Source organism: Oscillibacter valericigenes, assembly GCF_021531435.1.
Taxonomy (GTDB): domain Bacteria; phylum Bacillota; class Clostridia; order Oscillospirales; family Oscillospiraceae; genus Oscillibacter; species Oscillibacter valericigenes_B.
Genome location: NZ_JAFBIS010000006.1, coordinates 61,491 through 85,163, shown reverse-complemented (window position 1 = coordinate 85,163; position 23,673 = coordinate 61,491). Strand labels below are relative to the sequence as shown.

General features: G+C 62.1%; 27 protein-coding genes. 18 read left to right on the top strand and 9 right to left on the bottom strand.

The window, feature by feature from the left end:
• Positions 1 to 8: 8 nt before the first annotated feature.
• From JQM68_RS05040 to spo0A, 5 genes are all read left to right on the top strand, one after another.
• On the top strand, positions 9 to 779 hold the full coding sequence (locus JQM68_RS05040) for a cell division protein FtsQ/DivIB (protein ID WP_235221888.1): 771 nt from the start codon (positions 9 to 11) through the stop codon (positions 777 to 779).
• Between the two features lie 351 nt (positions 780 to 1,130).
• Complete coding sequence (ftsZ, locus tag JQM68_RS05035; protein WP_235221887.1) at positions 1,131 to 2,246, top strand: cell division protein FtsZ; 1,116 nt, start codon at positions 1,131 to 1,133, stop codon at positions 2,244 to 2,246.
• 213 nt (positions 2,247 to 2,459) lie between these two features.
• Complete coding sequence (gene spoIVB, locus JQM68_RS05030) at positions 2,460 to 3,443, top strand: SpoIVB peptidase (protein ID WP_235221886.1); 984 nt, start codon at positions 2,460 to 2,462, stop codon at positions 3,441 to 3,443.
• Between the two features lie 119 nt (positions 3,444 to 3,562).
• Positions 3,563 to 4,141 carry an NUDIX hydrolase gene (locus JQM68_RS05025; RefSeq protein WP_235221885.1) on the top strand — a complete coding sequence of 193 codons (579 nt, stop codon included), beginning with the start codon at positions 3,563 to 3,565 and terminating at the stop codon, positions 4,139 to 4,141.
• Between the two features lie 185 nt (positions 4,142 to 4,326).
• Positions 4,327 to 5,091 (top strand): sporulation transcription factor Spo0A, encoded by a 765-nt coding sequence (spo0A, locus tag JQM68_RS05020; RefSeq protein ID WP_235221884.1) that lies wholly within the window; start codon positions 4,327 to 4,329, stop codon positions 5,089 to 5,091.
• A 39-nt stretch (positions 5,092 to 5,130) separates the two neighbouring features.
• On the opposite strand, the gene JQM68_RS05015 is transcribed toward spo0A, so the two are convergent.
• Genes JQM68_RS05015 through JQM68_RS05005 form a run of 3 tightly spaced genes read right to left on the bottom strand, consistent with a single transcriptional unit; the run spans position 5,131 to position 8,243 of the window.
• Positions 5,131 to 6,513 (bottom strand): DUF2812 domain-containing protein, encoded by a 1,383-nt coding sequence (locus tag JQM68_RS05015; RefSeq protein ID WP_235221883.1) that lies wholly within the window; start codon positions 6,511 to 6,513, stop codon positions 5,131 to 5,133.
• A gap of 3 nt (positions 6,514 to 6,516) precedes the next feature.
• Entirely contained in the window at positions 6,517 to 7,926 is a 1,410-nt protein-coding gene (locus JQM68_RS05010; protein WP_235221881.1) for a DUF2812 domain-containing protein, read from the bottom strand.
• The gene (locus JQM68_RS05005; protein WP_235221880.1) at positions 7,923 to 8,243 is read right to left on the bottom strand and encodes a PadR family transcriptional regulator; all 321 of its coding nucleotides are present in this window, start codon (positions 8,241 to 8,243) and stop codon (positions 7,923 to 7,925) included. The genes JQM68_RS05010 and JQM68_RS05005 overlap by 4 nt, the downstream gene beginning before the upstream one ends.
• Before the next feature lie 163 nt (positions 8,244 to 8,406).
• Between JQM68_RS05005 and JQM68_RS05000 the strand changes: the two genes are divergently transcribed.
• From JQM68_RS05000 to JQM68_RS04980, 5 genes are all read left to right on the top strand, one after another.
• Positions 8,407 to 8,667: a TIGR03905 family TSCPD domain-containing protein gene (locus tag JQM68_RS05000; protein ID WP_235221879.1), complete on the top strand. Its 261-nt coding sequence runs from the start codon at positions 8,407 to 8,409 to the stop codon at positions 8,665 to 8,667.
• Positions 8,664 to 9,812 (top strand): glycosyltransferase, encoded by a 1,149-nt coding sequence (locus JQM68_RS04995; protein WP_235221878.1) that lies wholly within the window; start codon positions 8,664 to 8,666, stop codon positions 9,810 to 9,812. The genes JQM68_RS05000 and JQM68_RS04995 overlap by 4 nt, the downstream gene beginning before the upstream one ends.
• An 80-nt stretch (positions 9,813 to 9,892) precedes the next feature.
• Positions 9,893 to 10,333, top strand: a complete 441-nt coding sequence (locus JQM68_RS04990) for a cell wall hydrolase (RefSeq protein ID WP_235221877.1) — start codon at positions 9,893 to 9,895, stop codon at positions 10,331 to 10,333.
• Between the two features lie 11 nt (positions 10,334 to 10,344).
• A complete protein-coding gene (locus JQM68_RS04985; RefSeq protein ID WP_235221876.1) occupies positions 10,345 to 10,923 on the top strand; it encodes a hypothetical protein in 579 nt (192 codons plus the stop codon).
• 70 nt (positions 10,924 to 10,993) lie between these two features.
• Positions 10,994 to 11,506 carry a nitroreductase family protein gene (locus JQM68_RS04980; RefSeq protein WP_235221874.1) on the top strand — a complete coding sequence of 171 codons (513 nt, stop codon included), beginning with the start codon at positions 10,994 to 10,996 and terminating at the stop codon, positions 11,504 to 11,506.
• Positions 11,507 to 11,547: 41 nt separating this feature from the next.
• On the opposite strand, the gene JQM68_RS04975 is transcribed toward JQM68_RS04980, so the two are convergent.
• Positions 11,548 to 12,930, bottom strand: a complete 1,383-nt coding sequence (locus JQM68_RS04975; protein ID WP_235221872.1) for a D-alanyl-D-alanine carboxypeptidase family protein — start codon at positions 12,928 to 12,930, stop codon at positions 11,548 to 11,550.
• Between the two features lie 131 nt (positions 12,931 to 13,061).
• On the opposite strand from JQM68_RS04975, the gene JQM68_RS04970 reads away from it, so the two are divergent.
• The 4 genes from JQM68_RS04970 to JQM68_RS04955 all read left to right on the top strand — a co-directional run bounded on the left by JQM68_RS04970 (position 13,062) and on the right by JQM68_RS04955 (position 16,411).
• A complete protein-coding gene (locus JQM68_RS04970) occupies positions 13,062 to 13,424 on the top strand; it encodes a ComEA family DNA-binding protein (RefSeq protein WP_235221871.1) in 363 nt (120 codons plus the stop codon).
• Complete coding sequence (locus JQM68_RS04965; protein ID WP_235221870.1) at positions 13,421 to 14,098, top strand: response regulator transcription factor; 678 nt, start codon at positions 13,421 to 13,423, stop codon at positions 14,096 to 14,098. Before JQM68_RS04970 ends, JQM68_RS04965 begins: the two co-directional genes overlap by 4 nt.
• Before the next feature lie 64 nt (positions 14,099 to 14,162).
• Entirely contained in the window at positions 14,163 to 15,512 is a 1,350-nt protein-coding gene (locus JQM68_RS04960; protein ID WP_235221869.1) for a sensor histidine kinase, read from the top strand.
• Positions 15,509 to 16,411 carry a GerMN domain-containing protein gene (locus JQM68_RS04955; RefSeq protein ID WP_235221867.1) on the top strand — a complete coding sequence of 301 codons (903 nt, stop codon included), beginning with the start codon at positions 15,509 to 15,511 and terminating at the stop codon, positions 16,409 to 16,411. The genes JQM68_RS04960 and JQM68_RS04955 overlap by 4 nt, the downstream gene beginning before the upstream one ends.
• A gap of 37 nt (positions 16,412 to 16,448) precedes the next feature.
• Here JQM68_RS04955 and JQM68_RS04950 read toward each other — a convergent pair whose 3' ends face one another.
• Positions 16,449 to 16,970, bottom strand: a complete 522-nt coding sequence (locus tag JQM68_RS04950) for a spore maturation protein (RefSeq protein WP_235221866.1) — start codon at positions 16,968 to 16,970, stop codon at positions 16,449 to 16,451.
• Positions 16,967 to 17,551 carry a spore maturation protein A gene (locus JQM68_RS04945; RefSeq protein ID WP_235221865.1) on the bottom strand — a complete coding sequence of 195 codons (585 nt, stop codon included), beginning with the start codon at positions 17,549 to 17,551 and terminating at the stop codon, positions 16,967 to 16,969. The genes JQM68_RS04950 and JQM68_RS04945 overlap by 4 nt, the downstream gene beginning before the upstream one ends.
• Positions 17,552 to 17,676: 125 nt before the next feature.
• On the opposite strand from JQM68_RS04945, the gene JQM68_RS04940 reads away from it, so the two are divergent.
• Positions 17,677 to 17,919 (top strand): AbrB/MazE/SpoVT family DNA-binding domain-containing protein, encoded by a 243-nt coding sequence (locus tag JQM68_RS04940; RefSeq protein WP_235221864.1) that lies wholly within the window; start codon positions 17,677 to 17,679, stop codon positions 17,917 to 17,919.
• An 83-nt stretch (positions 17,920 to 18,002) separates the two neighbouring features.
• Here the strand turns inward: JQM68_RS04940 and rsmI are convergent, their stop codons facing one another.
• The 3 genes from rsmI to JQM68_RS04925 form a co-directional block, all read right to left on the bottom strand.
• Positions 18,003 to 18,833 carry a 16S rRNA (cytidine(1402)-2'-O)-methyltransferase gene (rsmI, locus tag JQM68_RS04935; protein WP_235221863.1) on the bottom strand — a complete coding sequence of 277 codons (831 nt, stop codon included), beginning with the start codon at positions 18,831 to 18,833 and terminating at the stop codon, positions 18,003 to 18,005.
• On the bottom strand, positions 18,830 to 19,564 hold the full coding sequence (locus JQM68_RS04930) for a tRNA1(Val) (adenine(37)-N6)-methyltransferase (protein ID WP_235221861.1): 735 nt from the start codon (positions 19,562 to 19,564) through the stop codon (positions 18,830 to 18,832). The genes rsmI and JQM68_RS04930 overlap by 4 nt, the downstream gene beginning before the upstream one ends.
• Positions 19,565 to 19,706: 142 nt before the next feature.
• Positions 19,707 to 19,880 (bottom strand): DUF362 domain-containing protein, encoded by a 174-nt coding sequence (locus JQM68_RS04925; protein WP_022290311.1) that lies wholly within the window; start codon positions 19,878 to 19,880, stop codon positions 19,707 to 19,709.
• A 251-nt stretch (positions 19,881 to 20,131) separates the two neighbouring features.
• Between JQM68_RS04925 and JQM68_RS04920 the strand changes: the two genes are divergently transcribed.
• The 3 genes from JQM68_RS04920 to JQM68_RS04910 all read left to right on the top strand — a co-directional run bounded on the left by JQM68_RS04920 (position 20,132) and on the right by JQM68_RS04910 (position 23,633).
• On the top strand, positions 20,132 to 20,584 hold the full coding sequence (locus tag JQM68_RS04920; protein WP_235221859.1) for a CtsR family transcriptional regulator: 453 nt from the start codon (positions 20,132 to 20,134) through the stop codon (positions 20,582 to 20,584).
• 61 nt (positions 20,585 to 20,645) lie between these two features.
• A complete protein-coding gene (locus JQM68_RS04915) occupies positions 20,646 to 21,140 on the top strand; it encodes a UvrB/UvrC motif-containing protein (RefSeq protein ID WP_235221857.1) in 495 nt (164 codons plus the stop codon).
• A gap of 36 nt (positions 21,141 to 21,176) precedes the next feature.
• Positions 21,177 to 23,633 carry an ATP-dependent Clp protease ATP-binding subunit gene (locus JQM68_RS04910; RefSeq protein ID WP_235221856.1) on the top strand — a complete coding sequence of 819 codons (2,457 nt, stop codon included), beginning with the start codon at positions 21,177 to 21,179 and terminating at the stop codon, positions 23,631 to 23,633.
• The last annotated feature ends 40 nt before the right edge of the window (positions 23,634 to 23,673 follow it).

The window sequence follows — 23,673 nt, the reverse complement described above, 5'->3', positions numbered from 1 at the left end:
AACACACCATGGCAAGACGCAGAAAATCCAACCGGCGGCGGAGAGGGCACTTTGGTGTCCTCTATAAGCTGCTGTCTGTTTTGGTGATCTGCGGCGCCATCATCGCCGCGCTGACGCTGTTTTTCCGGGTGGACACCGTGGCCGTCACCGGGCAGCAGCGCTATACGGAGCAGCAGGTCCGGGAGGCCGCGGGAGTGGCGGCCGGCGACAACCTCTACCTTTTGAACAAGAATACCGTGGCAAGCAACATCGTGGAGGCCCTGCCGTATATCGAGCATATCCGCATCAACCGCAAGCTGCCGGACACCCTTTTGATCGAGGTGGAGGAGTGCGGCACCGCCCTGGCGGTCATCCAGGACGGCTATGCCTGGTACATCAGCCCCGGCGGGAAGATCGTGGAGCAGCGGGCGGCCGGAGAAGCCACGGACTGCGGCATCATTTCCGGCTGTATGCTGCTGGCGCCCTCCGTGGGCACCAGGATCGCCCTGGCCACGGAGCTCGCGGACCAGCAGGAGAGCCTGCTGTCTCTGCTGGCGGCGCTGGAGGACGCGGGAATGCTGGATGAGGTGGACGGCATCCGCCTGGACGACCCCGCCTGCATTGCCATGGACTACGCCGGACGCTTTGCGGTGGAAATGCTGTATGGGGATGATTACGCCTACAAGCTGAAAATGCTGAACGCCGCCCTGGACAGCGGCAGGATCCAGGACAATATGAAAGGCACCTTTGATATGCGCCGGGAGGACGGGCGTACTTACTTTATCCAGGATACCCGCTGACACGGCGGGAAAAACAGGTGCATCCCTGTTTTTTTCGAAAATTCAGACGAAATCACAACGGGGCACTTGACCGGGAGAAAAAAGTGTCATACAATAATACTAATCTTTGATAAAAATATTGAAAAATATTTTTATCATGGCGTATTATATAATAATACGCCATGCCGCCTTTAGCGGCAAAGAATAGTATTGAACGGCATTTTCAGCGGCTTTGCCGCTGGGCCGCAAATGCGGCCCAATAAAACAATTTTATTGTTTTATTGAAAATTAGTATAAACTAAATCCTTATAGAATACAGGATATTGCGGCAAAGCGCGCGGTATCATACAAATGATAGCAGGAGGCACCACTATGGCATTTGGATTGGAAACCGGTCCCGATACCGTTGTTAATATCAAAGTCATCGGCGTTGGCGGCGGCGGCAACAACGTGGTCAACCGCATGGTCCGCTCCGGCACGAAGGGTGTGGACTTCGTGGCGGTGAATACCGACAAACAGGCCCTGAACGTGTCCAGCGCTACATATAAAATTCAGATCGGCGAGAAGCTGACCCACGGCCAGGGCGCCGGCTCCGACCCTGAGGTGGGCCGCAAGTCCGCCGAGGAGAGCCGCAACCAGATCGCGAAGGCGCTGGAGAACACTGACATGGTGTTCATCACCGCCGGCATGGGCGGCGGCACCGGCACCGGCGGCGCACCCATCGTGGCGGAGATCGCTAAGGAAATGGACATCCTGACGGTTGCTGTCGTGACCAAGCCCTTCGGCTTTGAGGGCCGCCGCAGGATGCAGCAGGCCGAGGCGGGCATCGCCGAGCTGGAGGGAAAGGTGGACTCTCTCGTCATCATCCCCAACGAGCGCCTCAAGCACGCCACCGACCAGAAGATCACCTTTGCCAACGCGTTTGAAATTGCCGACGATGTGCTGCGCCAGGCGGTGCAGTCCATCTCCGACCTGATCCGGGACACCGGCTTCATCAACCTGGACTTTGCCGACGTCACCGCCATTATGAAGAACGCGGGCATGGCCCACATGGGCGTTGGCCGGGCCGCCGGCAAGGGCAAGGCCGAGGAGGCCGCCAAGATGGCCATTTCCAGCCCCCTGCTGGAGACCTCCATCGAGGGCGCCAAGGGCGTGCTCATCAACGTCACCGGTTCCATGGACATCGGCCTGGAGGAGGTCGAGCAGGCCGCCAGCCTGGTGCAGCAGGCTGTCCATCCCGACGCCCTCACCATCTTTGGCGCCACCTTCGACGAGACGCTGGACGACGAGATCCGCGTGACGGTCATCGCCACCGGCTTTGACAAGGCTCCCGGCGAAACGCCCGCGCCCAGGGCCGCGGCCCAGGCGGCGGAGACGGCTGCTTCCGCACCCGCGCCCCAGCCCTTGAAGGAAGAGGACGTGCCCAAGCCCGAGGAGGAGAGCGACCCCTTCGATGATATTTTCAAAATTTTCAACAAGCGCGACTGATTGTAAAAACTGGAAAGACCCGCAGGCTTTTGCCTGCGGGTCTTTTATTTTTTCCCGTATCACGGCAAAGGCAATGGGAACCATGGCGGCGCTGCCGCATTTTGCTGGGTGTGTCCGCCGCCGTTTCGCAGAAGATAATCATGCCGGAACATCCGGCAGTTTGTCATTTTTTTTCAGAAAGGAGTGTTTTTCGGATTGTATGGAACATCGCAAATGGCGAAACGGCTCCTGCGGTTTGGAACAGCCTGCCTCGCCGCGCTTCTGGCGTGCTCCGCAAGTGTGGCCATGGCCGCTGAAGTGACGCCCAGGATGCTGGTCCCGGTGGGGCACACCGTGGGCATCAAGCTGTTTTCCAAGGGCGTAGTGGTGGTCAAGCTCTCCGACGGCGGCACCCCGGCCAGGACCTGCGGGCTGCGGACCGGAGACGTCATCATCCAGTGCGGCGGCAGCACCGTCACCTCCTCGGAGCAGTTTCAGTCCCTTCTGCAGACCTGCGGCGGCACCGCGGAGCTGGAGGTGCGGCGGAACGGGAACAGCGTGACGCTGTCCGTGGAGCCGGAGCGGAATGACCAGGGCGTCTACTGCATCGGCGCCTGGATCCGGGACAGCATGGCGGGCATCGGCACCATGACCTATTATGACCCGGCCACCGCCACCTTCGGCGCTCTGGGCCACGGCATCACCGATGTGGACACCGCCCAGCTCATGCCGTTTTCCAATGGCTCCATCCTGCCCTCTACGGTCAAAGCGGTGAAAAAGGGCGAGGCGGGCTCCGCCGGGGAGCTGCGGGGCGACTTTGATCTGACAGGCGATTTGGGAGACCTGTACGCCAACACCGCCAGCGGCGTGTTCGGCACGCTGGATGGGGACTACGCCCCGGCCCAGGCCCAGGCGGTGCCCACAGGCGAGCCGGAGACCGGCGCGGCCGTCATCCGCTCCAACATCCGGGGGGACGAGGTGCGGGAGTACACCGTTGAAATTTTGAAAACCGTGCCGAATTCCAGGGACGGACGGGATATGGTACTCTCCGTCACCGACCCGGAACTGATTGAAGCCACGGGCGGCATCGTGCAGGGAATGAGCGGCAGCCCCATTTTGCAGAACGGGAAGCTGGTGGGCGCCGTGACTCACGTTTTATTGAACGATCCGACTAAAGGATATGGAATTTCCATCGAAACTATGCTGAAAGCATCATAAATCGCAAAAAGGAACGGGCGGAGAAACCTCCGCCCGCTCCTTTTTGTGGACAAATGTGCGGATACTATATATAATCAAATTAAGAAATAAATGACCCGTGCCGAAAGGAGGCAGCTGTGATGGAGCTGATGGAGGAGCTGGAGCGGTATCAGCCCTGGAACGAGCAAGAGGAGCGGGACCGGGCGGAGATCCTGCGGCGGCTGAAAAGCGGCGAGGAGCTGTATGGCCGGGAAAATCTGTCGGCCCACCTGACATCGTCTGCCTGGGTGGTCAGCCCCGACCGGCAGCGGGTGCTGCTGGCCTATCACAACCTCTACGACTCCTGGGCGTGGCTGGGCGGCCACGCCGACGGAGAGCGGGACCTGCTGGCCGTGGCGCTGCGGGAGACGCGGGAAGAGAGCGGACTGGAGGCTGTGCGGCCTGTATCGGAGCGGGTCTACTCTGTGGAGATCCTGACGGTGGACGGCCACGAAAAGCGGGGCGTCTATGTGCCCAGCCATCTGCACCTGAACGTGACCTATCTTCTGGAGGGCGATCCGGCGTCGCCGGTACGGTGCCGGCCGGAGGAGAACAGCCGGGTGGGCTGGTTCGCCCTGGCGGACGCGCCGGCGGTGTCCTCGGAGCCCTGGATGCGGGAGCGCATCTACCGGAAGCTCAACGCCAAGCTGTCGGCATTCCCGCCGATGAATCTGCAGTAATTGACCGAAAAAGTTCCAAAAATGATAAAAAACAGACGATTCGTTTGAAAAGTGTCGAAGGATTCTTGGGATTTATTTACAGTCCCATATTGAAAAAACTGTAAATTTATGCTAATTTATAGGAAAGCGGATGTGAAGGGTCACGAATCCGTCACAATGCGGAAAATACGGAAAGGCAGGGTAACATGGACAAAAGGAAAACTGTTTTACTGGCTGATGCTAACGAAGAATTCCGCACCATGCTGCGGGAAGAGATAGAGAGATCAGAAGAATTTACAGTGGTGGGTTCTGTGGGGGACGGCGCGGAAGCGCTGTCGGTTTTAACACAGCGCAGACCTGATCTGCTGGTGCTGGACTTGATGCTTCCCGGAATGGACGGCCTGACGCTGCTGCGGCAGGCGCAGGAGCAGGGGCCTCTGCCGAAGGTGGTCATCACCTCCGCTTTCTGCACCGACCGGGTGGTGAGCGACGCCATGGCGCTGGGTGTCAGCTATTTCATGCCCAAGCCCTGTGAGATCGGAACACTGCTGGACCAGATGAGAAATGTGTTTGACCAGCCCACCACGCCGGAGGAGCGGACCGCGGCATTAAAAAACCTGGTCACCTCCGTCATCCATGAAATCGGCGTGCCCGCCCATATCAAGGGCTACCAGTATCTGCGGGAGGCCATTATGATCGCCGTGGACGATATGGAGGTCATCAACGCCGTGACGAAGGTGCTGTATCCGGCGGTGGCCAAGCGGTTCGGCACCACGCCCTCCCGGGTGGAGCGGGCTATCCGCCACGCAATCGAGGTGGCCTGGGACCGGGGCGACCTGGAGACGCTGCAGAAGTATTTTGGCTACACGGTCAGCAACACCAAGGGCAAGCCCACCAACTCGGAGTTCATCGCCATGATCGCCGACCGGCTGGTGCTGGAGCAGAAGAACGGCCGGGGATTGACCATCTAAGTGCATATCAAAAAAGGAGAGGCGGAAGCCTCTCCTTTTTCATGTATGGGGCGCCAGCTTTTTTCCCACAACGGCCCGCTGGGCGTCGGTGAGCTCCCGATTTGGCTCGAACTCCACGATACGGTCGCCGTAGAGGAGAAGGAAATCACCGGAGGGAGCATGCTCGCTGCCAAAGTACCGGCGGTAGGCGGCGTCGGCGCCCCAGGCGGTGGGGTCCTCCGGCTCCCAGCTCCGGTGGATCGTGAGCTTGTGGGTGCTGATGTAGCCCACCAGGTCGGTATTTTCCAGGTAGTCCTGGATGACCGTGTCCCGCAGCCAGGGGCGGCGGATGTCCGTGACGGTGTAGCTCAGCGTGACCTGCGGCTGGCCGACGACCTCCCGGCAGTTCAGACGGGAGAGAAAATATGTCCGGGTCTCTATCAGGTCCCGTGAGACGTGTTCGTAGCTTTCGCCCGTCAGGTCTTCCAGCGTCAGGGGCAGGTCAATGGGATGGACGTCGTACTCGCCGCCCTGCCAGGTGTAGGTCTCCCGCCACGGCTCGTCCTGTACCAGACGAACGGCGCCCCGGTTTACACCCAGAATGATCGCCAGAGCCACCAGGAAGCTGAGAATTTGCGTCACGAGACGGTTGACCTCCGTGGTCCAGCCGGTGCGCCGTAGGAGATACCGCAGCCCCGCCAGCAGCCCTTGCAAAGCAACGACAACCACAAGGACGATGACCAGAAGAAGGGCTATCCGGGGGCTGACAGAAAAGAACAGGGAGAGCAGACAGGCGTCCGACAGCAGCTCAAAGGTCAGCCGCAGACGCCGGTGGTCCTGGGTGGGAGTGAAGCGGCCTTCCTCGTCCGCGATTCGCCGGGCTTTACGGCGCCAGAGGAAGTAGGAGGCAATTTCCACCGCACAGAGCAGGCTCACCAGGGGCCAGAGGGCCAGCGTACTCAGGAAGCCGGGATTGGCCAGGCTGTCCGTTGGATGGCGCCAGAAGTCCGGCAGCTCCCGAATCAGCTGGAACAGGGACAGCGCCAGCAGGATGCCGTAGCTGATGAGAAAGTTTTTCTTCATGGCCCGGTGGACGGCCTCCACCTGCACCGCGGCGTCGGTCTCGATGGGGGTGGGGGCTTCCGCTTCGCTGGAGAAAATCAGCATCTGGGACCAGCTGGCAGCCAGCGTCCAGCCCGCTTCGGCGCAGTAGTCCTGGAAGGTCTGCTGTTCCTCACCGGGGCCGCAGTCGAACTCTGAGGCGGGGGCGAAGTAGATGACAGAGAAGTGCACCGCCTTCGGCTTTGCCCGGTGGTAGGTCCAGAAAAAGCGGCCCATTTTCTCCACCATCCAGCCCCTGGCGGCCATCTGCTCCAGATGGCTTTCCATGCCGGTGCGGTCGTAGAAGGAGTAAAGAATGTACTCCCGTTTCTTGCGCAGCATGGCTCAGTCGCCTCCTCTCAGGGCTTCGGCGGCGGTGGACATCATGTCCTCCGTGACGGTCCAGTCCCAGTCGAACTGCACCTCCGCCATGCGGTCCGGCCAGCAGACCAGGAATTGGTTGGAGGGCTCTCCGGCATAGTAGAGCCGGTAGACCTCGTCCGTGTCCCAGGCGGGGGCGTCGATGAGGCGGTATTCGTCCCAATTCTCCCGGGGGAGCTCCTTGTTGTGCCGCTCCACCCAGGAGAGGAAGTCCTTTTTGCACAAATCATAGAGGAACCCGGCCTTTACGGTGACGGTCTCGTATTCCAGGTCGGGCAGGTCCCTGGACTCATCCATCCGGGGGCGCTGGGAGTAGATCCCTTGGGTCAGCAGGAAGGAACTGTTCACGCGGGCCTCGGTGGACCAGCGGTCATAGTCCGTCTCCGTCAGGTCCTCAATGCGCAGGGGGATGTCGTCATGGTAGACCGACCAGGTCCAGCCATGGTATTCGTAGGTCTCCGCCGGCGGGTGGTCCTCCAGCCAGCCGGAGCCGGAATTGCGGAAAACCAGGGCCATCACGCCCGCCATGCCGCCCACGGTCAGGGCGATGATGATGCCGTAGGTGACGGCAATGTTTGCCCAGCGGGGGGCTTTCAGGCGCTTCATGGCATCCTTGGCGGCGAAGGACAGCAGGAGAATGAGACCCATGTAGAGGAGCATCCCCGCCATCAGCAGGAACATGCCCCGGGAACTCCAATAGGAGGCCAGCAGCCACAGGACGATGACGCAGGACCACACCATCACCAGGATATTCAGCCACCGCATGCTCCGCAGGTCCGGCAGGGGGGAGCCTGCCTCCGCCGCTGTCCGGGCTTTCCGCAGCCAGCGGTAGTATCGGGTCAGCTCCGCGACGATGAGCACGTCCAGAGGCAGCCAGTTCAAAACGGCGGAGAGGCTGGCGGTGCTGGACAGGGTGTCCACGGGGTCCGTCCAGATTTGATAGCACTGAAAAAGGATTTGGAACAGGGACAGGGCCAGCAGCACCCAATAGCTGCCGACAAAGCCCCGCTTCACGCACCGCCGGATATTGGCGAGCTCCACCGCCGGGTCCGTCTCAATGGGGACGGCGGCTTCCTCCTCGGTGTAAAAAATCTGTACCTGGGCGGACTCTGCCGCCAGGTGCCAGCCAGCGGCGGCGCAGTAGTCCCGGTAGGTCTCCAGCCCCTCCGTGGGCTGTGGGTCAAACTGGGAGGCGGGGAAAAAGACGAGGGCGAACCGCAGCTTCTTCGGCTCCGCCCGGCGGTAGCGCCAGCTCCACCCGCCGATATTTTCCAGCATCCAGCCCTGGGCGGCCATGTCTGAGAGATGGGCGGTGATGGCGGTCCGGTCCAAATAGCTGTACAGGGGCATCCATTCCCGTTTCGTGTTTTTCATGCGTCCGTACCTCCTGTCTGCGCTTCGTAGTCCGCTGCCAGCGTTCGCAGGCGGCGGTATTCGTCCTCCAGGGCCTTTTGACCCGCCTCTGTGATGCGGTAGCTCCGCTTCCGGCCCTCCACCTTTGTCTCGATGATGTAGCCCACCTGGACAAAGCTCTCCAGCAGGTTATACAGCGTGCCGGGGCCCACGGATACCCGGCCACAGGTCAGCTCCGCCACCCGTGCCATGATGTCCGCGCCGCACTGCTCCCGCCGCAGGCACAGCAGGATGTAGAACATCTGCTCCGTCAAAGTCTGAAATTTCTCCCGGGCCATGAAGTGCCCTCCCTTATATCGAATATCGTTATTTCTGGAAACAGTATATTATCGAATATCGTTATTGTCAAGAGGGGAAGCGGTTTTTCCCGGCGGGGTTGCCTTTTTGGAGGGGGTATGGTATGCTGAAAACTGCTATTAAATACGAAAGAGGAGATCAACGATGACATATACTTTCCGGCCCCGGGGCGTCTGCTCCCAGGAAATGCGGGTAGAGGTGGACGACCAGGGCATCATCCGGGAGCTGCAGGTCCTGGGCGGGTGCAGCGGCAACCTCCAGGGCATCGCCTCCCTGGTGAAGGGAATGCCCGCTGAGGAGGCCATCAAGCGGCTCAAGGGCATCCACTGCGGCTTTAAGCCCACCTCCTGCCCGGACCAGTTCGCCCGGAATCTGGAAAAGGCCATGGCGGAGGCGAAGGCATGAAGATCGTGTTGGTCATCGACCAGTTTGACGATGCCAACAACGGCACGACCATCAGCGGCCGGCGTTTCGCCGCGGCGCTGAAGGAACACGGCAACGAGGTGCGGGTGATCGCCACCGGCAAGCCCGCCGATTACAAGTACGCGGTGCGGCAGATGAAATTTCCCCCGGTGGTGGAACATCTGGTCACCAGCCAGGGCATGCGGCTGGCCATCCCTAACAAGCATGTCTTTGAGAAGGCGGCGGCCTGGGCCGACGTGGTACACTTTATGATGCCCTCGCCCCTGGCGGTGATGGGATTGAAGCATGTGGAGCGGCTGGGCATCCCCCATACGGCGGCTTTCCACTGCCAGCCGGAAAACATCACGTTCACTTTCCACATGGGCAACAGCAAGCGGGCCAACGATTTTGTATATGAAAAGTTCCGGGATACCTTTTTTAACCGGTTCGGACATATCCACTGCCCCAGCAAGATGATCGCGGACCAGCTCCGCCAGCATGGATATACTTCCCAGCTTCATGTCATCTCCAACGGCATCAGCCCCCAGTACACCTACGGAAAGCTGCCCAAGGAGGACTGGATGCAGGGCTATTTCAACGTGCTGATGGTGGGCCGGTACGCCGGAGAGAAGCGGCAGGACGTGCTGATCGAGGCCGCCGCCAGGTGCCGCCACGCAAAAGAAATCCAGGTCATCCTGGCGGGCAAGGGGCCGCTGGAGAAGAAGTACCGCCAGATGGCGGAGAAGCTGCCTAACCCTGTGGTCATGGGCTTTTATGAGCCGGAGCGGTTGCTGGACATCCTCCATATGGCGGACCTGTACGTCCACACCTCCGACGCGGAGATCGAGGGCATGAGCTGTACGGAGGCCTTTGCCTGCGGCCTGGTGCCCGTCATCGCCGTGGCGCCCCGGTCCGCCACCTCCCAGTTTGCCCTGGACGAGCGGAGCCTGTTTCCCGGCGGGGACAGCGGCGCCCTGGCGGAGCGCATCGACTGGTGGATCGAACACCCCCGGGAGCGGCAGGAGATGGAACTGAAATACGCCGAGCACGCCAAGCAGTACACTCTGGAGCGGTCCATTGAACTGACGGAGGAGATGTTCCGCCAGGTCATCGAGGAACAGAAGGAACTGAATCAGACCAAACCGTAAAACACAGGACGGCGAACGCCTTTCACAGGCGTCCGCCGTTTTTCATATACTGGCACAGCAAAGGAAGTGAGGCGATCACAATGGCTTTTTCTGACCGGGAGCTGTTGGCGCGCCTGATCCAGTGCGAAGCCGGCGGAGAGGGAGAGAACGGCATGAAGGCGGTGGCGGGCGTGGTGATGAACCGGGTCCACGCCAAGGGCGGCGAGTACGCCCGGGTGGGCCAGGGCAGCATCCGCAACATCATCTTCCAGCCGTATCAGTTCGTCTGCGCCAGCGAGACGGAGGGCGGGGCCTACAACCCCCAGAATATTTACAATATGCGTCCCGAACAGATACATTTTGACATTGCTGACTGGGCCATCGCGGGGAACCGGCTGCCGGATGTGGCCGAATCCCTGTGGTTTTACAATCCTTTCGGCCCCACTTGCAGATCCTTCTTCCCGTCGGATGTGGGATACTGGCAGACGCGCATCGGCGATCATTGCTTCTATAATCCGACGAATGCTTATTACAAGACTTGAGAGGTGTCGATATGGTACATTATCAGGATATGTATACGCCGGGGAATCCCCGGACAAAGGATTGGAGCACGGAGATCACGCCCTCCGGCCAGCGGCGGGCCCCCGTCATGGTGGGGACGGAACCGGGCCGGAACACCACCGGGATGACCAGCCCGGCGGTAGTCACGCCGCCGGAGCTGTCGGATATGCAGAACGACCTGCCCATGGAGGTCATCCAGGCCCCTACCTCCGTGGGCGAGGCATACCTGGGCTCCTGGAAGGCCCTGCTGTCCCGCTATGAGGGCAGCTACGTGGTGGCGACCTTCCTGGTGGGGACCCAGAACACGGTGTCCTGGGAGGGCATCTTGTTCGACGTGGGGAACGACTACCTCACCATCTACCAGGAGGCCAGGGACCGCTATATCGTCAGCGATTACTACTCCCTGAAGTTCATCGAATTCTACGACATCCAGCGCCGCCGCCGCTGCGCCGAGCTGCTCCGGGAGGACGGCTGGCAGAGCAATGGTCTGAGCGACAGCATGGGGGGCGGCGTCGCCGGCGGTATGGGCGGCGGTGTGAACGGCGGCATGGGAGGCATGACCCGGCGCTGAAAAGGGGATTGCGGAATGGAGGGAAGTGTGCTAAAATCCGGGTATCAAAAGAGAAAAAGGAGATTTTTCCATGGATTTTGCAAAGCTGTCGGCAGAGCGCTATTCCCTGCGCAAATACAGTGACCGCCCCGTGGAGGCGGAGAAGCTGGCCCTCATTCTGGAGAGCGGCCGCAACGCCCCCACCGCCCACAACAACCAGCCCCAGCGCATCTTCGTTCTCCAGAGCCCCGAGGCCCTGGAGAAGGCGGACGCGTGCATGGGCTCCCACTTCCACCCCCCGGTCATCCTGGCGGTGGCCTATGACCCGGCGGTGTCCTGGCACCGGGAGCACGACGGCAAGGATCACGGCGAGATCGACGCCGCCATCGTAGCCACCCAGATGATGCTCCAGGCGGCGGACCTGGGCCTTGGCACCACCTATGTCGGCATGTTCGACCCGGAGAAGCTGAAAGAGGCATTCCCGGAGATGGCCGGCCTGGGCATCACCGCCCTGCTGACCCTGGGCTACCCGGCGGAGGGCGCCCATCCCGCCCGGCTCCACAGCGACCGCAAGCCCCTGGAGGAGCTGGTGAAGTACCTGTGATAAAAAAGCTGAGACTGCAAAGCAGTCTCAGCTTTTTTCGTTTATCTCCGGCGGCCCCGGTAATTGCGGCGGCGGCTGTACCCCACGCTGCGGCCGTAGCGGTAGCGCCGGCGGCTCAGCAGCAGCTTCCACACCAGGAAGACCACCAGCAGCACCACCAGCACGATGATAGCAACCCGGACGGAGGTTTTGGAGAAGAAATCCTTCACATCCCGCCAGAGGGTCATCAGGCGGTCGGCCTCCACATCGTGCATGGCCAGCAGGTTCACTGTGGCGTAGACCTTGCCGTCATAGCTCAGCTCCAGGGTGCCCAGGACATCGCCGGTAGAGACGGGGGCTTCCACCGGGTCGTCGTAGAGGGTGACCTTCCGCTCCAGGTCCTCCGCGTTCAGGCCGTTGGGCATCAGAACTTCTATTTCCCTGGCGGGATGGACGGTGACGTGGTCCAGCTTGGAGAGGGTGACGGGTACCTCCTGGATGGGCTCGTCGGGGTCGATGATGGTCTTGTAAGTAAAGTTGTCAAAGCCGTAGTTGAACATCCGGGTGGTCTCGGAGAAGCTGCGGATGTTGCCCACGCCGTTTTCCTCCACCCGGTCGGCGCCCAGGATGACGCTGATGAAGCTGAGGCTGCCCCGGGTGGCGGAGGACACCAGACAGTGGCCCGCCGCGTCGGTGGAGCCAGTCTTGATGCCGTGGGCCTCGGTGTTCCGGTAGCCGATGACCCGCCAGTTGGACAGCAGGTGGTTGGTGGTATACAGGTTCCGCTCGCCGCTCATGTTCGTGGCGGGGATGGTGGTGGCGGCCGTGTCGCAGATGGTCATAAAGTCGGGGTATTCCATGGCGGCCTTCGTGATAAGGTACATATCCCAGGCGGAGGTGTAGTGCTGGGGGTCGTGGAGGCCGTTGGGATTCGCGAAATGGGTGTTTTCACAGCCAAGCTCCGCCGCCTTGTCGTTCATGGCGGACACAAAGGCGTTGACAGAGCCGGAGACAGCCTCCGCCAGAACATCGCAGGCCTCGTTTGCGGAGACCACCAGCATGCAGTACAGCAGGTCCCGGACCGGCATGGTCTCGCCCACCTTGATGCCGGCGGAGCTGCCGTCGGAGGACAGGCCGCTCAGCGCCGTGGCGGTGGCGGTCAGGGGTTGGTCCATGGTCAGTTTGCCCGCGTCAACGGCCTCCAGGGTCAAAAGCGCGGTCATGATCTTCGTCAGGCTGGCGGGGTACAGCTCCTGATGCTCGTTTTTGGCGTAGACCACCTCGCCGGTGTTGGCGTCCACCAGCAGGGCGGCTTTCGCCAGGATGTCCGGGTCCTCCGGCAGGACGGGGCCGTCCGTGCCGTCGGCGGAGGCAAAGGGCACGGCCCACAGGCTCATCACCAGGGCCACCAGCAAAAAAACAGAGAAAAAGCGTTTTGTTTTCATGTGCATCTCCCGTAAAGTATGATATAATCACTTCAGAGTACGCCCAAATGGGCTATGGATACCGGCCAAATCATGCCGGGTTTCGACAGATACATATAGTATAACAAATAATCCGCGGGAGTTCAACAGGGATGGAAGCTGGAAAAATCACGAAAACAGAATGGCTGCTTCTGGGGTTGACCGGCCTGTTTCTGTGCATCCTGCTGGGACTGTTTGTCCATGACCGGCAGACGGCCCCGCCGGTGGAGACGGAGGTGCAGGTGCCCCAGGAGGAGATTTTGCCGGACCTGTCGCCCCTGGACCTGAACACGGCCACCGCGGAGGAGCTGGCAACGCTGCCGGGCATCGGCGCGGAGCTGGCGGGCCGCATCGTGGCCTACCGGGAGGCCCACGGCGGCTTTGACAGCGTGGAGGAGATCATGGAGGTGTCCGGTATCGGGGAGGGCAAATTCGCCGCCCTGGAGGGCCGCATCACAGTGGAGGATACGAAATGAAAATTTTGGTGGTAGACGACGAGCGGACATTGGTGAAGGGCATCAAATTCAATCTGGAGAACGAGGGCTATCAGGTGGAGTGCGCCTACGACGGCGCCGCCGCCGTGGAGCTGGCCCGGAACGACAAGTTCGACCTGCTCATTCTGGATGTGATGATGCCGGAGGTGGACGGCCTGGAAGCGTGCATGCGCATCCGGGAGTTTTCCAATGTGCCCATCATCATGCTGACGGCCAAGAGCGAGGACGCGGACAAGCTGATGGGCTTTGAGTGCGGCGCGGACGACTACCTGACCAAGCCCTTCAACATCCTGGAGCTGAAGGCCCGGGTCCGGGCGCTGCTGCGCCGGGCCGCCGGCGTCCAGCGGAGCCGGGGCGCCGTGCTGACGGTGGGGGACCTGTCGTTGAACACCGAGGAGCGGGTGGCCATCCGGGACGGGGAGACCGTGGAGCTCACCGCCAAGGAGTACGACCTCATCGAGCTTCTGATGCGCAATCCCCGGCGGGTGTACAGCCGGGAGAACCTGATGAACGTGGTGTGGGGCTATTCCTACGCCGGAGACTACCGGACGGTGGACGTCCACATCCGCCGCCTGCGGGAAAAACTGGAGAAGAACCCGGCGGAGCCGGACCACATTATGACCAAGTGGGGAGTGGGGTACTATTTCAAAGGATAAGCCAAGGCTGTGGGGCAGCCTTCAGGCCAAATTCGGCCTGAGCTACATCCTCATCATCGCGGCGGTGCTGATCCTGCTGAACACCTACCCGCTGCTGGTGTCCGAGAACATGGTGTTCCGCTCCAAGGAGGCCACCATGCAGGGCAGCGTGTCCGTCATGGTCTACTCCCTGTCCGGCCTGGACAAGCTGAACGAGGAGAACGTGGCGGCGGCCATGGCGGTGGTGGAGGAGACGGGCCTTTCCCGTATCCTGGTGACGGACAGCGCGGGAAAGGTGCTGTATGACACCCGTGAGACCGGCAGCGCCGTGGGACGGTACGCCCTGTACACGGAGATCGTCCAGGCGCTGACGGGAAACGACACCTTTTCCTGCATCTACAAAAACGGCGCCTTCCGCAGCCGGGCGTCCTCGCCGGTGCTGTACCAGAACCAGATCATCGGCGCGGTGTACGCCTACGAGTACGACACGGAACAGGCGGCGCTGCTGGAGGGCCTCCAGGGGAACCTGCTGCGGCTCAGTGCCGTCATCGGCGTGGTGGTATTGCTGCTGAGCCTGGTGCTGTCCCGGGCGCTGACGAAGAAGATCGGCCAGCTGCTCACGGCCATCCGCCAGGTGCGGGAGGGCGCGTACAGCCACCGGGCGGAGATCAGGGGCCGGGACGAGATCGCCCAGATCGGCGAGGAGTTCAACAGCCTGACCGACCGGCTCCAGACCATCGAAAATGCCCGGCGCCGGTTCGTGTCCGACGCCTCCCATGAGCTGAAAACGCCGCTGGCGGCCATCCGGCTGCTGACGGATTCCATTTTGCAGACCGACAACATCGACCCGGACACCACCCGGGAATTCGTGTCCGACATCGGACGGGAGGCGGAGCGGCTCAGCCGCATCACGGAGGACCTGCTGCGCCTGACCCGGCTGGACAACAGCGTGCTGGACGCGGCCTCCGTGGTGGATGTGCTGCCGGTGCTGGAGCAGGTGCTGCGGATGATGGGCCTGGTGGCCCAGGAAAAGGGCGTGGACCTGACCTACGACGCGGCGGAGGGCTGCACGGTGCTGTCCTCCCGGGATGAGCTTCACCAGGTCATCTACAACCTGGTGGACAACGCGGTAAAGTATACCCCCGCGGGCGGCGCGGTCCAGGTCTCCCTGGAGCTGGAGCAGGGACAGGTGGTATTGTCCGTGGCGGACAACGGGAGCGGCATCCCGGAGGCCGACCTGCCCCGCATTTTCGAACGGTTTTACCGGGTGGACAAGGCCCGCTCCCGGGCCGCTGGCGGCACGGGCCTGGGCCTGTCCATCGTCAGCGACACGGTGAAGCGGCGGGGCGGCACGGTAGAGGCCGCCAACCGGCCTGAGGGCGGCGCGGTGTTCACTGTCCACTGGCCTGTTGCGAAAGGAGGAGACGCGGTATGAAACGGTGGATGTGTCTCCTTTTGAGCGCCGCTTTGCTGCTTTTGGCGTTGGGCTGCGCCCAGAAGACCGAGGAGGAAGCGGAGGGCTATGACCTGTACTTCCTGCGGGCGGAACCGGAAATGGGCGGCGGCGCCCTGCAGGCGGAAAAGGCATACCTGCCGGAGCTGGAGAATGCCGATCCGGAGGAGACGGCGAAGGGCCTGATGGAGGCCCTTTTGCAGGGGCCGCTGGACGGGGCGCTGAAGAGCGCCGTTCCGATGGGCACCAGCCTGCTCTCTTTAGAGGTATCGGGCGGCCGGGCGCTGGTGGATGTGTCCGCGTCCTACGGCAGCCTGTCCGGTGTGGCGCTGACCCTGGCGGATTACGCCGTGACGATGACGCTGACCCAGGTGCCGGAGATCAGCTCCGTGAAGATCACCGTCCGGGGGCAGGAGCTAGCCTACCGGAACAAACAGACCTTTGTCTCCCGGGATGTGCTGCTGCTGCCGGAGGAGGATGTGGTGGGCACGGTGCAGGCCGTGCTGTACTTCCTGGATGAAAACGGCGTACTGGCCCCCGAGGAGCGGACGCTGGAGCTGTACGAGGGCGATACCCAGGTGTTTGCCGTGGCCCGGGCGCTGGAGAACGGGCCGGAGAGCAAGAAGCTGTCCGCCGTGCTGCCGGAGGGCTTCCGGGTGCGGTCCGTGTGGCTGGAGGAGGACGTGTGCTATGTGAACCTGTCCTCGTCCCAGCTGGAGACGCTGGCGCCGGAGGCGGACCTCCAGACGGCGGCGGATTCCCTGGCGCGGTCCCTGTGTTCTTTGGACACGGTGGACGAGGTCCGGTTCCTGGTGGACGGCGAATTCGGCCGGTGGTACGGTTCGGTGGACATCAGTGAGCCGTATGTGTTTGCGGGCTGAGAGACAAAATCGGGTGGGGAGCATCCCCACCCGATTTTTATGTTCCGAAAAAAATGCGCACCGCCAGGGCGGAGGCAATAAAGCCCGTCAGGTCCGCGGCCAGGGCTGCGGGGATGGTGTGGCGGGTCTTGTGGATGCCGGCGGAGCCGAAATAGACGGCAATGGTGTAAAAGGTGGTCTCCGTGCTGCCCAGCATCACCGCCGCCACCCGGCCCACATAGCTGTCCGGGCCGTAGGTGTACATCAGGTCGCTGGCCACCGCCAGGGCGCCGTTGCCGGATACCGGGCGCACCAGCATCAGCGGCGCGGTCTCCGGCGGGATGCCGATGCGCTCCAGCAGCGGGGCGAACAGGCCGGAGAGCCACTCCATGGCTCCGGAGGCCCGGAACATGCTCACCGCTGTCAGCAGCCCCACCAGAGCGGGAATGACCCGCAGCAGCACCGTCAGACCCGCTTCCGCGCCGTGGGTCAGGGCGCCGTATACATCCACCCGCTTGCCCAGGCCGAATGATGCCACACCCGCCAGCAGGACGGGAATGACCAGGGAGCTGAGGCTCATGGCCGGCTCCTCCCCGCCCGGGACAGCAGCCGGGCGGCGGTCAGCCCCGCCGCCACCGACAGCACCGATGCCAGCCACACGGCGGGCAGGATGTCGAAGGGCGTCCGGCACCCGGCGGCGGCACGGACGGAGGCAATGGTGGCGGGGATGAGCTGGATGGAGGCGGTGTTCAGCACCACCAGCAGGCACAGCTCGTCGCTGGCGGTGCCGCCGCAGCCCCGGGACATCCGCTGGGCGGCCCGGATGCCCAGGGGCGTGGCCGCGTTGCCGAGGCCCAGCAGATTGGCGGAGACGTTGGCGGAAATGGCCGCCAGGGTCTCCTCGTCCCGGCAGGCGTTCGGCAGCAGCCGCCGCAGCAGAGGGCGGAAGGTCCGGGACAGGGAGGCGGACAGGCCGCAGGCGCTCATGACCTCCATCACGCCGCTCCAGAGGCACAGGACGCCCGCCATGGAGATGCTCAGGTCAATGGCGGAGCGGGCCCCTTCCAGGGCGGCGTTTGCCACGGCGTCCAGGCTCCCGGTGAGCAGGCCGAACACCAGGGAAAGCACCACCATTCCTGTCCAAACCCAGGCCATAGCCATAGAAAAACCTCCTTTTTCGACATTTATGAACGAAATCTTAAATTTTAGGATTTGAATTGACATATTCTGACGGAATGTGGTATGTTTAGAAAAGCCAGAGGGAAATACAGGAAAGGGGAATCGCTGTGAAATCTACCGGTATTGTGAGGAAAGTCGATGAGCTTGGGCGTATCGTGCTTCCCATTGAGATGCGCCGCACGCTGGATATTGCGGAAAAGGATGCACTGGAAATCTATGTTGAGGGCTCGTCCGTCATTCTGAAAAAATACAAGCCCAGCTGCATTTTCTGCGATGCCACCAAGGACATTACGGTGTTCAAGGGGAAGAACGTATGTCCCAAGTGTCTGAAGGAGCTCAAAAGCCTGTGAGTGCTGCCACGCTCAAATAGATAAGGCAGAATAAAACGTAACGCCTCTGTGGTCAGGTACCACAGAGGCGTGTTTTTTTGATGTCATTGCTCCAGCGCGGCGGCGTAGAGATCGTTTTTGGAGAGCCCGGTGTGCTCTGCTACCTCTTTGGCGGCGTCCTTCAGGCGCATGCCCTGTTCCTTTAAGGCCAGCACCTGGGCCACGGCGTCCTCCAGGGTGACAGCCGGGGCCTCCGCCGGCTCCGCACCGGCCACTACCAGCACGTATTCCCCCTTGGGGGTGTTCCCGGCGTAATACGTCACAGCTTCGCCCAGGGTGGTGCGGACGGTCTCCTCATGGAGCTTTGTCAGCTCCCGGCACAGCGCCACCCGCCGCTCCGGGCCGAAGGCGGCGCACAGGTCCTCCAGCGTCGTCCGCAGCTTGTGGGGGGCCTCATGGAAGATCATGGTGCGCTCCTCGACTTTCAGGCTGTCCAGCCGTTCCCGGCGGCTTTTCTTGTTGACCGTCAGGAAGCCCTCGAAGGTGAACCGCCCGGTGGGCAGCCCGCTGACCGCCAGGGCGTTTACCGCCGCGCAGCAGCCGGGGATGGACAATACCTCCACGCCGTTTTCGGCGCACAGCCGCACCAGGTCCTCGCCGGGGTCGGAGATGGCGGGGGTCCCGGCGTCCGTCACCAGGGCGCAGGACTCCCCTGCCAGCAGGCGGGCAAGGATCGACTGCCCGGCGGTGACGTGGTTGTGCTCATGGTAGCTGACCAGGGGCTTTTTGATATTAAAGTGGTTCAGCAGCTTCACGGACACACGGGTGTCCTCCGCCGCAATAAAGTCCACGGCCTCCAGCGTCTCCACGGCCCGGGGGGAGAAGTCCCCCAGGTTGCCGATGGGGGTGGCGACCAGATAGAGCGTGCCGCTCATGGCGTGTCCTCCTGTTGTCTGAAATAGATGGCGTCCACCTCGGCGGTGGGAGCGCCGTCCGCTGTCTGTAAAATCAGAGACGGTTCGATGGTAAGGCCCGGCCTGCCACCCCGACGGGCCTCCGCCAGCACCAGGGAGGGGGCGCTGCCCGCGGTCTTGCAGACGAACCGCAGCCGCTTCGGTTCCAGGCCGCTTTCCCGCAGGGCGCAGAGTAGATCTGTCAGCCGTTCCGGTTTGTGGACCAGACAGAAGCTGCCGCCCCAGCGGAGCAGATACGACGCGGCGCGGCAAACGTCCTCCAGGGTGCAGGCCACTTCACTGCGGGCGGTGCGCCGGGCACCGTCGCCGGACAGGGCGCCGCTGGCGGGCGGGTAATAGGGCGGGTTGCAGACCGCAAGGTCAAACCCGCCGGTGGGAAACAGGCTTTTTGCGTCCCGCAGGTCGGCGGTTTGGAAAATAAGGCGGTCCGCCAGCCCGTTTTCCGCCGCCGCCCTTTCCGCCAGGCGGATGGCGGCGGGCTGAATGTCAATGCTGGTGACGGCAATGTCCGGCTGCCTCTGCAGCAAAAGCAGACCCAGCAGGCCCGTGCCGCAGCCCAGGTCAACGGCCCGGAGGCCGGGCTTCAGCCGGGGCAGGGAGGAGAGCAGGAACGTGTCCGTGCCGGGGCGGAAGAGGGCGTCGTCATAGACGAAGCGGTAACCGCCATGGCAGAGCGCTTCCCAGTGTTCCATAAGCCGCCTCCCGGAAAAAAGATGATATGATTATACCGGAAAGGCGCCGGGAGCGCAAGATGGAGGGATGCGGCGCCCCGGGCCTGAACACAAAAAATCCCGCAGGCGCAGGCCTGCGGGACTTTTATGTATCCCTTTTAGATTATTCCTCGGGGACGATGGCGCCGTTGGGGCAGGTGTCGCTGCAGGAACCGCAGTCCAGGCAAGCGGCAGCGTCGATGACGTACTGGTCATCACCCTGGCTGATAGCACCGGCGGGGCAAACGTCCGCGCAGGAGCCACAGCTCACGCAGGCAGAAGTGATTTTGTAAGCCATGGGAAGCACCTCCATAAGATTTGTGATTCTCATTTTACCATACAATTTTGAAAAAGCAAGCATATCCCGTTAAAAAATTAGCGGAGATGAGAAAAACGCCGTTCACAATTTGTTTTCAAAAATGGTCAAAGAAAGTCAAAAATACCTATTGACATTTTGCGGCGGAGTGTTATACTAGCGTCAGAACAAAAGGTTAAAGAAAGTCAAAGTCAAATAGACAATGACGTTCGTCAGAAAGGGATGGTCACCAAGTGGGTATTTCGGATTTGATCGCCAGCTTCCTTCAGGAGAGCCTGGATGAGGCGGAGAACGGTGTGCTGGAGGTCCAGCGCAACGACCTGGCCCAGCGCTTCAACTGCGTACCCAGCCAGATCAACTACGTGATGAGTACCCGCTTTTCCCCGGAGCGGGGCTACATCGTGGAGAGCCGCCGGGGCGGAAATGGATATATCCGCATCACACGGGTCCAGGTGGACCGGCAGACGCTTTTGATGCATGTCATCAATTCCCTGGGCGACCGGGTGGACCTGCCGTCGGCACGGGCCATCCTCAGCAACCTGGTGCACTCCGGGGCGCTGAGCGAGGACGTCGGCCGGGCGCTGCTGGCCGCCGTGGGCGACAAGGCCCTGGGGGCCGTGCCCCGGGAGAACCGGGACAGCGTGCGGGCGGATATTATGAAGCAGGTTCTGATCTTGCAGGTGTAAGACCGGGACCGCACAAAACCAGTTCACAAAAATTTTTTCTATATATTGGAGGGTGTTATTTATGAAATGCGAGAATTGCGGTAAGAATGAAGTTACCTTTGTTTATCAAAGCAACATCAACGGCCAGGTCACCGAGAAGCACCTTTGCTCCGAGTGCGCCGAGAAGCTGGGCTACACCCAGAAGATCGCCGCCCACAGTCAGCGGATGATGCAGAACTTCTTCGGGAACAGCCTCTTCGGAAACAGTTTCTTTGACGATTTCTTCTCTCCCGTGCCTACCCTGATGGGCCGGCGGAACTGGATGCTGGAGGACCCCTTTGACGACTTCTTCAGCGAGATGCCCGCCCTGTGCGCGTCTCCCGTGGAGCAGGAGCAGCAGAAGGCCGACGACCTGGTGAACCAGGAGGAGCAGAGCCGCTTCGCCTACATGCGCCAGATGAACGCCCTGAAAATGGAGATGAAGAAGGCTGTTCACCAGGAGAACTTTGAGCGGGCCGCCGAGCTGCGGGACCAGATCCACCAGCTGGAGGCCGACCACAAAAAGGAAAGCAAGTAAACAGGACTTTCCTCAACGAAAGGAAGGTAAACAACTATGAATGAAAATAAATTCACGCCCAGGGCAGAGGAAGCCCTGCGGCTTTCCCAGGAGGCGGCGGGGGAGCTGGGCCACGGATACGTTGGCACCGAGCACCTGCTGCTGGGCCTGATCCGGGAGGAAGAGGGCACGGCCCATGAGGTCCTCACCGAGGCTGGCCTGACCGACGACATGATCGTGGAGATCATCAAGAAGAGCGTGGGAGCGGGGCTGCCCGGCAGCAACCCCGCCCAGGGCCTCACCCCCCGTGCAAAGCGGGTGGTGGAGATCGCCATGGAGGATTCCGTCCGGGGCGGCTACAACTATATCGGCACTGAGCATCTGCTGGCGGGCATCCTGCGGGAGGGCAACAACATGGCCGTCCGCATCCTGCGCACCGCCGGTGTGGACGCCAAGCACCTGTACACCGCCCTTATGCAGAAGCTGAACGAGACGCCCCGGGGCCAGGCCAGTCAAGCCAAGGCCGCCGCTGCCGCCGCCAAGGAGGACAGCGGGAAGAACAAGACCCTGAAGGAGTTCACCCGGGACCTCACCGCCGACGCCCGGGCGGGCAAGCTGGACCCTGTGATTGGGCGGGACGCTGAAATTCAGCGGGTCATCCAGATTTTGTCCCGCCGGAGCAAGAACAACCCCTGCCTCATCGGTGAGCCCGGCGTGGGCAAGACCGCCATCGCCGAGGGCCTGGCCCGGAAGATCGTCATGGGCGACGTGCCCGACGACCTGCTGGACAAGAAGATTTTGTCCCTGGACCTCTCCGGCATGGTGGCGGGCACCAAGTACCGGGGCGAGTTCGAGGAGCGCATCAAGAAGGCCCTGGAGGAGGTCAAGAAGTCCGGCGACGTCATTCTGTTCATCGACGAGCTGCACACCATCGTGGGTGCCGGCTCCGCCGAGGGCGCCGTGGACGCCGCCAACATCATCAAGCCCGCCCTGGGCCGGGGCGAAATTCGGGTCATCGGCGCCACCACTCTGAACGAGTACCGCAAGTATATCGAAAAGGACGCCGCCCTGGAGCGCCGGTTCCAGCCGGTGACGGTGGGCGAGCCGACACAGGAGGCCTCTCTGGAGATTTTGAAGGGCCTGCGGGAGAAATATGAGCAGCACCACAAGCTGACCATTACCGACGAGGCCCTGGAGGCCGCCGTGTCCCTGTCCGCCCGGTATATCAACGACCGCTTCCTGCCCGACAAGGCCATCGACCTGATGGACGAGGCCGCGTCCCGTGTCCGCATGGAGACGGAGGAAATTTCTCCCGAGCTGAAGAGCCTGGAGGAGAAGATCGCGGCGCTGGCCAAGGATAAGGAAGCCGCCATCCAGCGGCAGGATTACGAGACCGCAGCCCAGCTCCGTGACATTGAGAAGAACTATCAGGACCAGGTGGAGATGGAGCGGGACAAGCGCCGCAAAAACAATACCCAGCACCGGCCCGTCACCGCGGAGGACATCGCCGCCGTGGTGTCCGGCTGGACCGGCATCCCCGTCACCCGGCTTACCGAGGACGAGGGCCAGCGCCTGCTGCACATGGAGGATACCCTCCATGAGCGGGTCGTGGGCCAGGACGAGGCTGTCAAGGCTGTGGCCCGTGCCATCCGCCGTGGCCGTGTGGGATTGAAAGACCCCAAGCGGCCCATCGGCTCCTTCCTCTTCCTGGGACCCACCGGCGTAGGCAAGACCGAGCTGTGCAAGTCCCTGGCCGAGGCCATGTTCGGCGACGAGAACGCCATGATCCGCATCGACATGTCCGAGTACATGGAGCGGCACACGGTGTCCCGCCTCATCGGTTCTCCTCCCGGCTATGTGGGCCATGAGGAGGGTGGCCAGCTCACTGAGAAGGTCCGCCGCAAGCCCTACTCCGTGGTGCTGTTCGACGAGATCGAAAAGGCCCACGAGGATGTGTGGAACATCCTGCTGCAGATTCTGGACGACGGCCGCATTACCGATTCCCAGGGCCGCACCGTGGACTTTAAGAACACGGTCATCGTCATGACCAGCAACATCGGCGCCAAGGCGCTGACCGCCGCCGGGGCGAAGCTGGGCTTCTCCGCCGAGGAGCACCATGATCCCGACGCGGAAAAGGCCTTCGAGCGGGCGAAGGAGACCGTCATGGGCGAGCTGCGCCAGACCTTCCGCCCCGAGTTCCTGAACCGCATCGACGACATCATCGTGTTCCGCGCCCTGAGCGAGGATGATATCCGCGAGGTGGCCCGCCGGATGCTGCGGACCGTCTCCGCCCGGATGGAGACCATGGGCATCCACCTGGACGCCAGCGATGAGGCCGTGGCCGAGCTTGCCAAGGAGGGCTTCGACCCCAAATACGGCGCCCGTCCCCTGCGCCGGGCCATCCAGAGCAAGGTGGAGGACGCCGTGGCGGAAAAGATGCTGGACGGCACCCTCAAGGAGGGCGACACCGCCCGCCTCACCGTGGAGGATGACAAGCTCTGCGTCACGAAATAAGAAACAGTCCCCTGCCGCGCTGCGGCAGGGGACTGTTTGT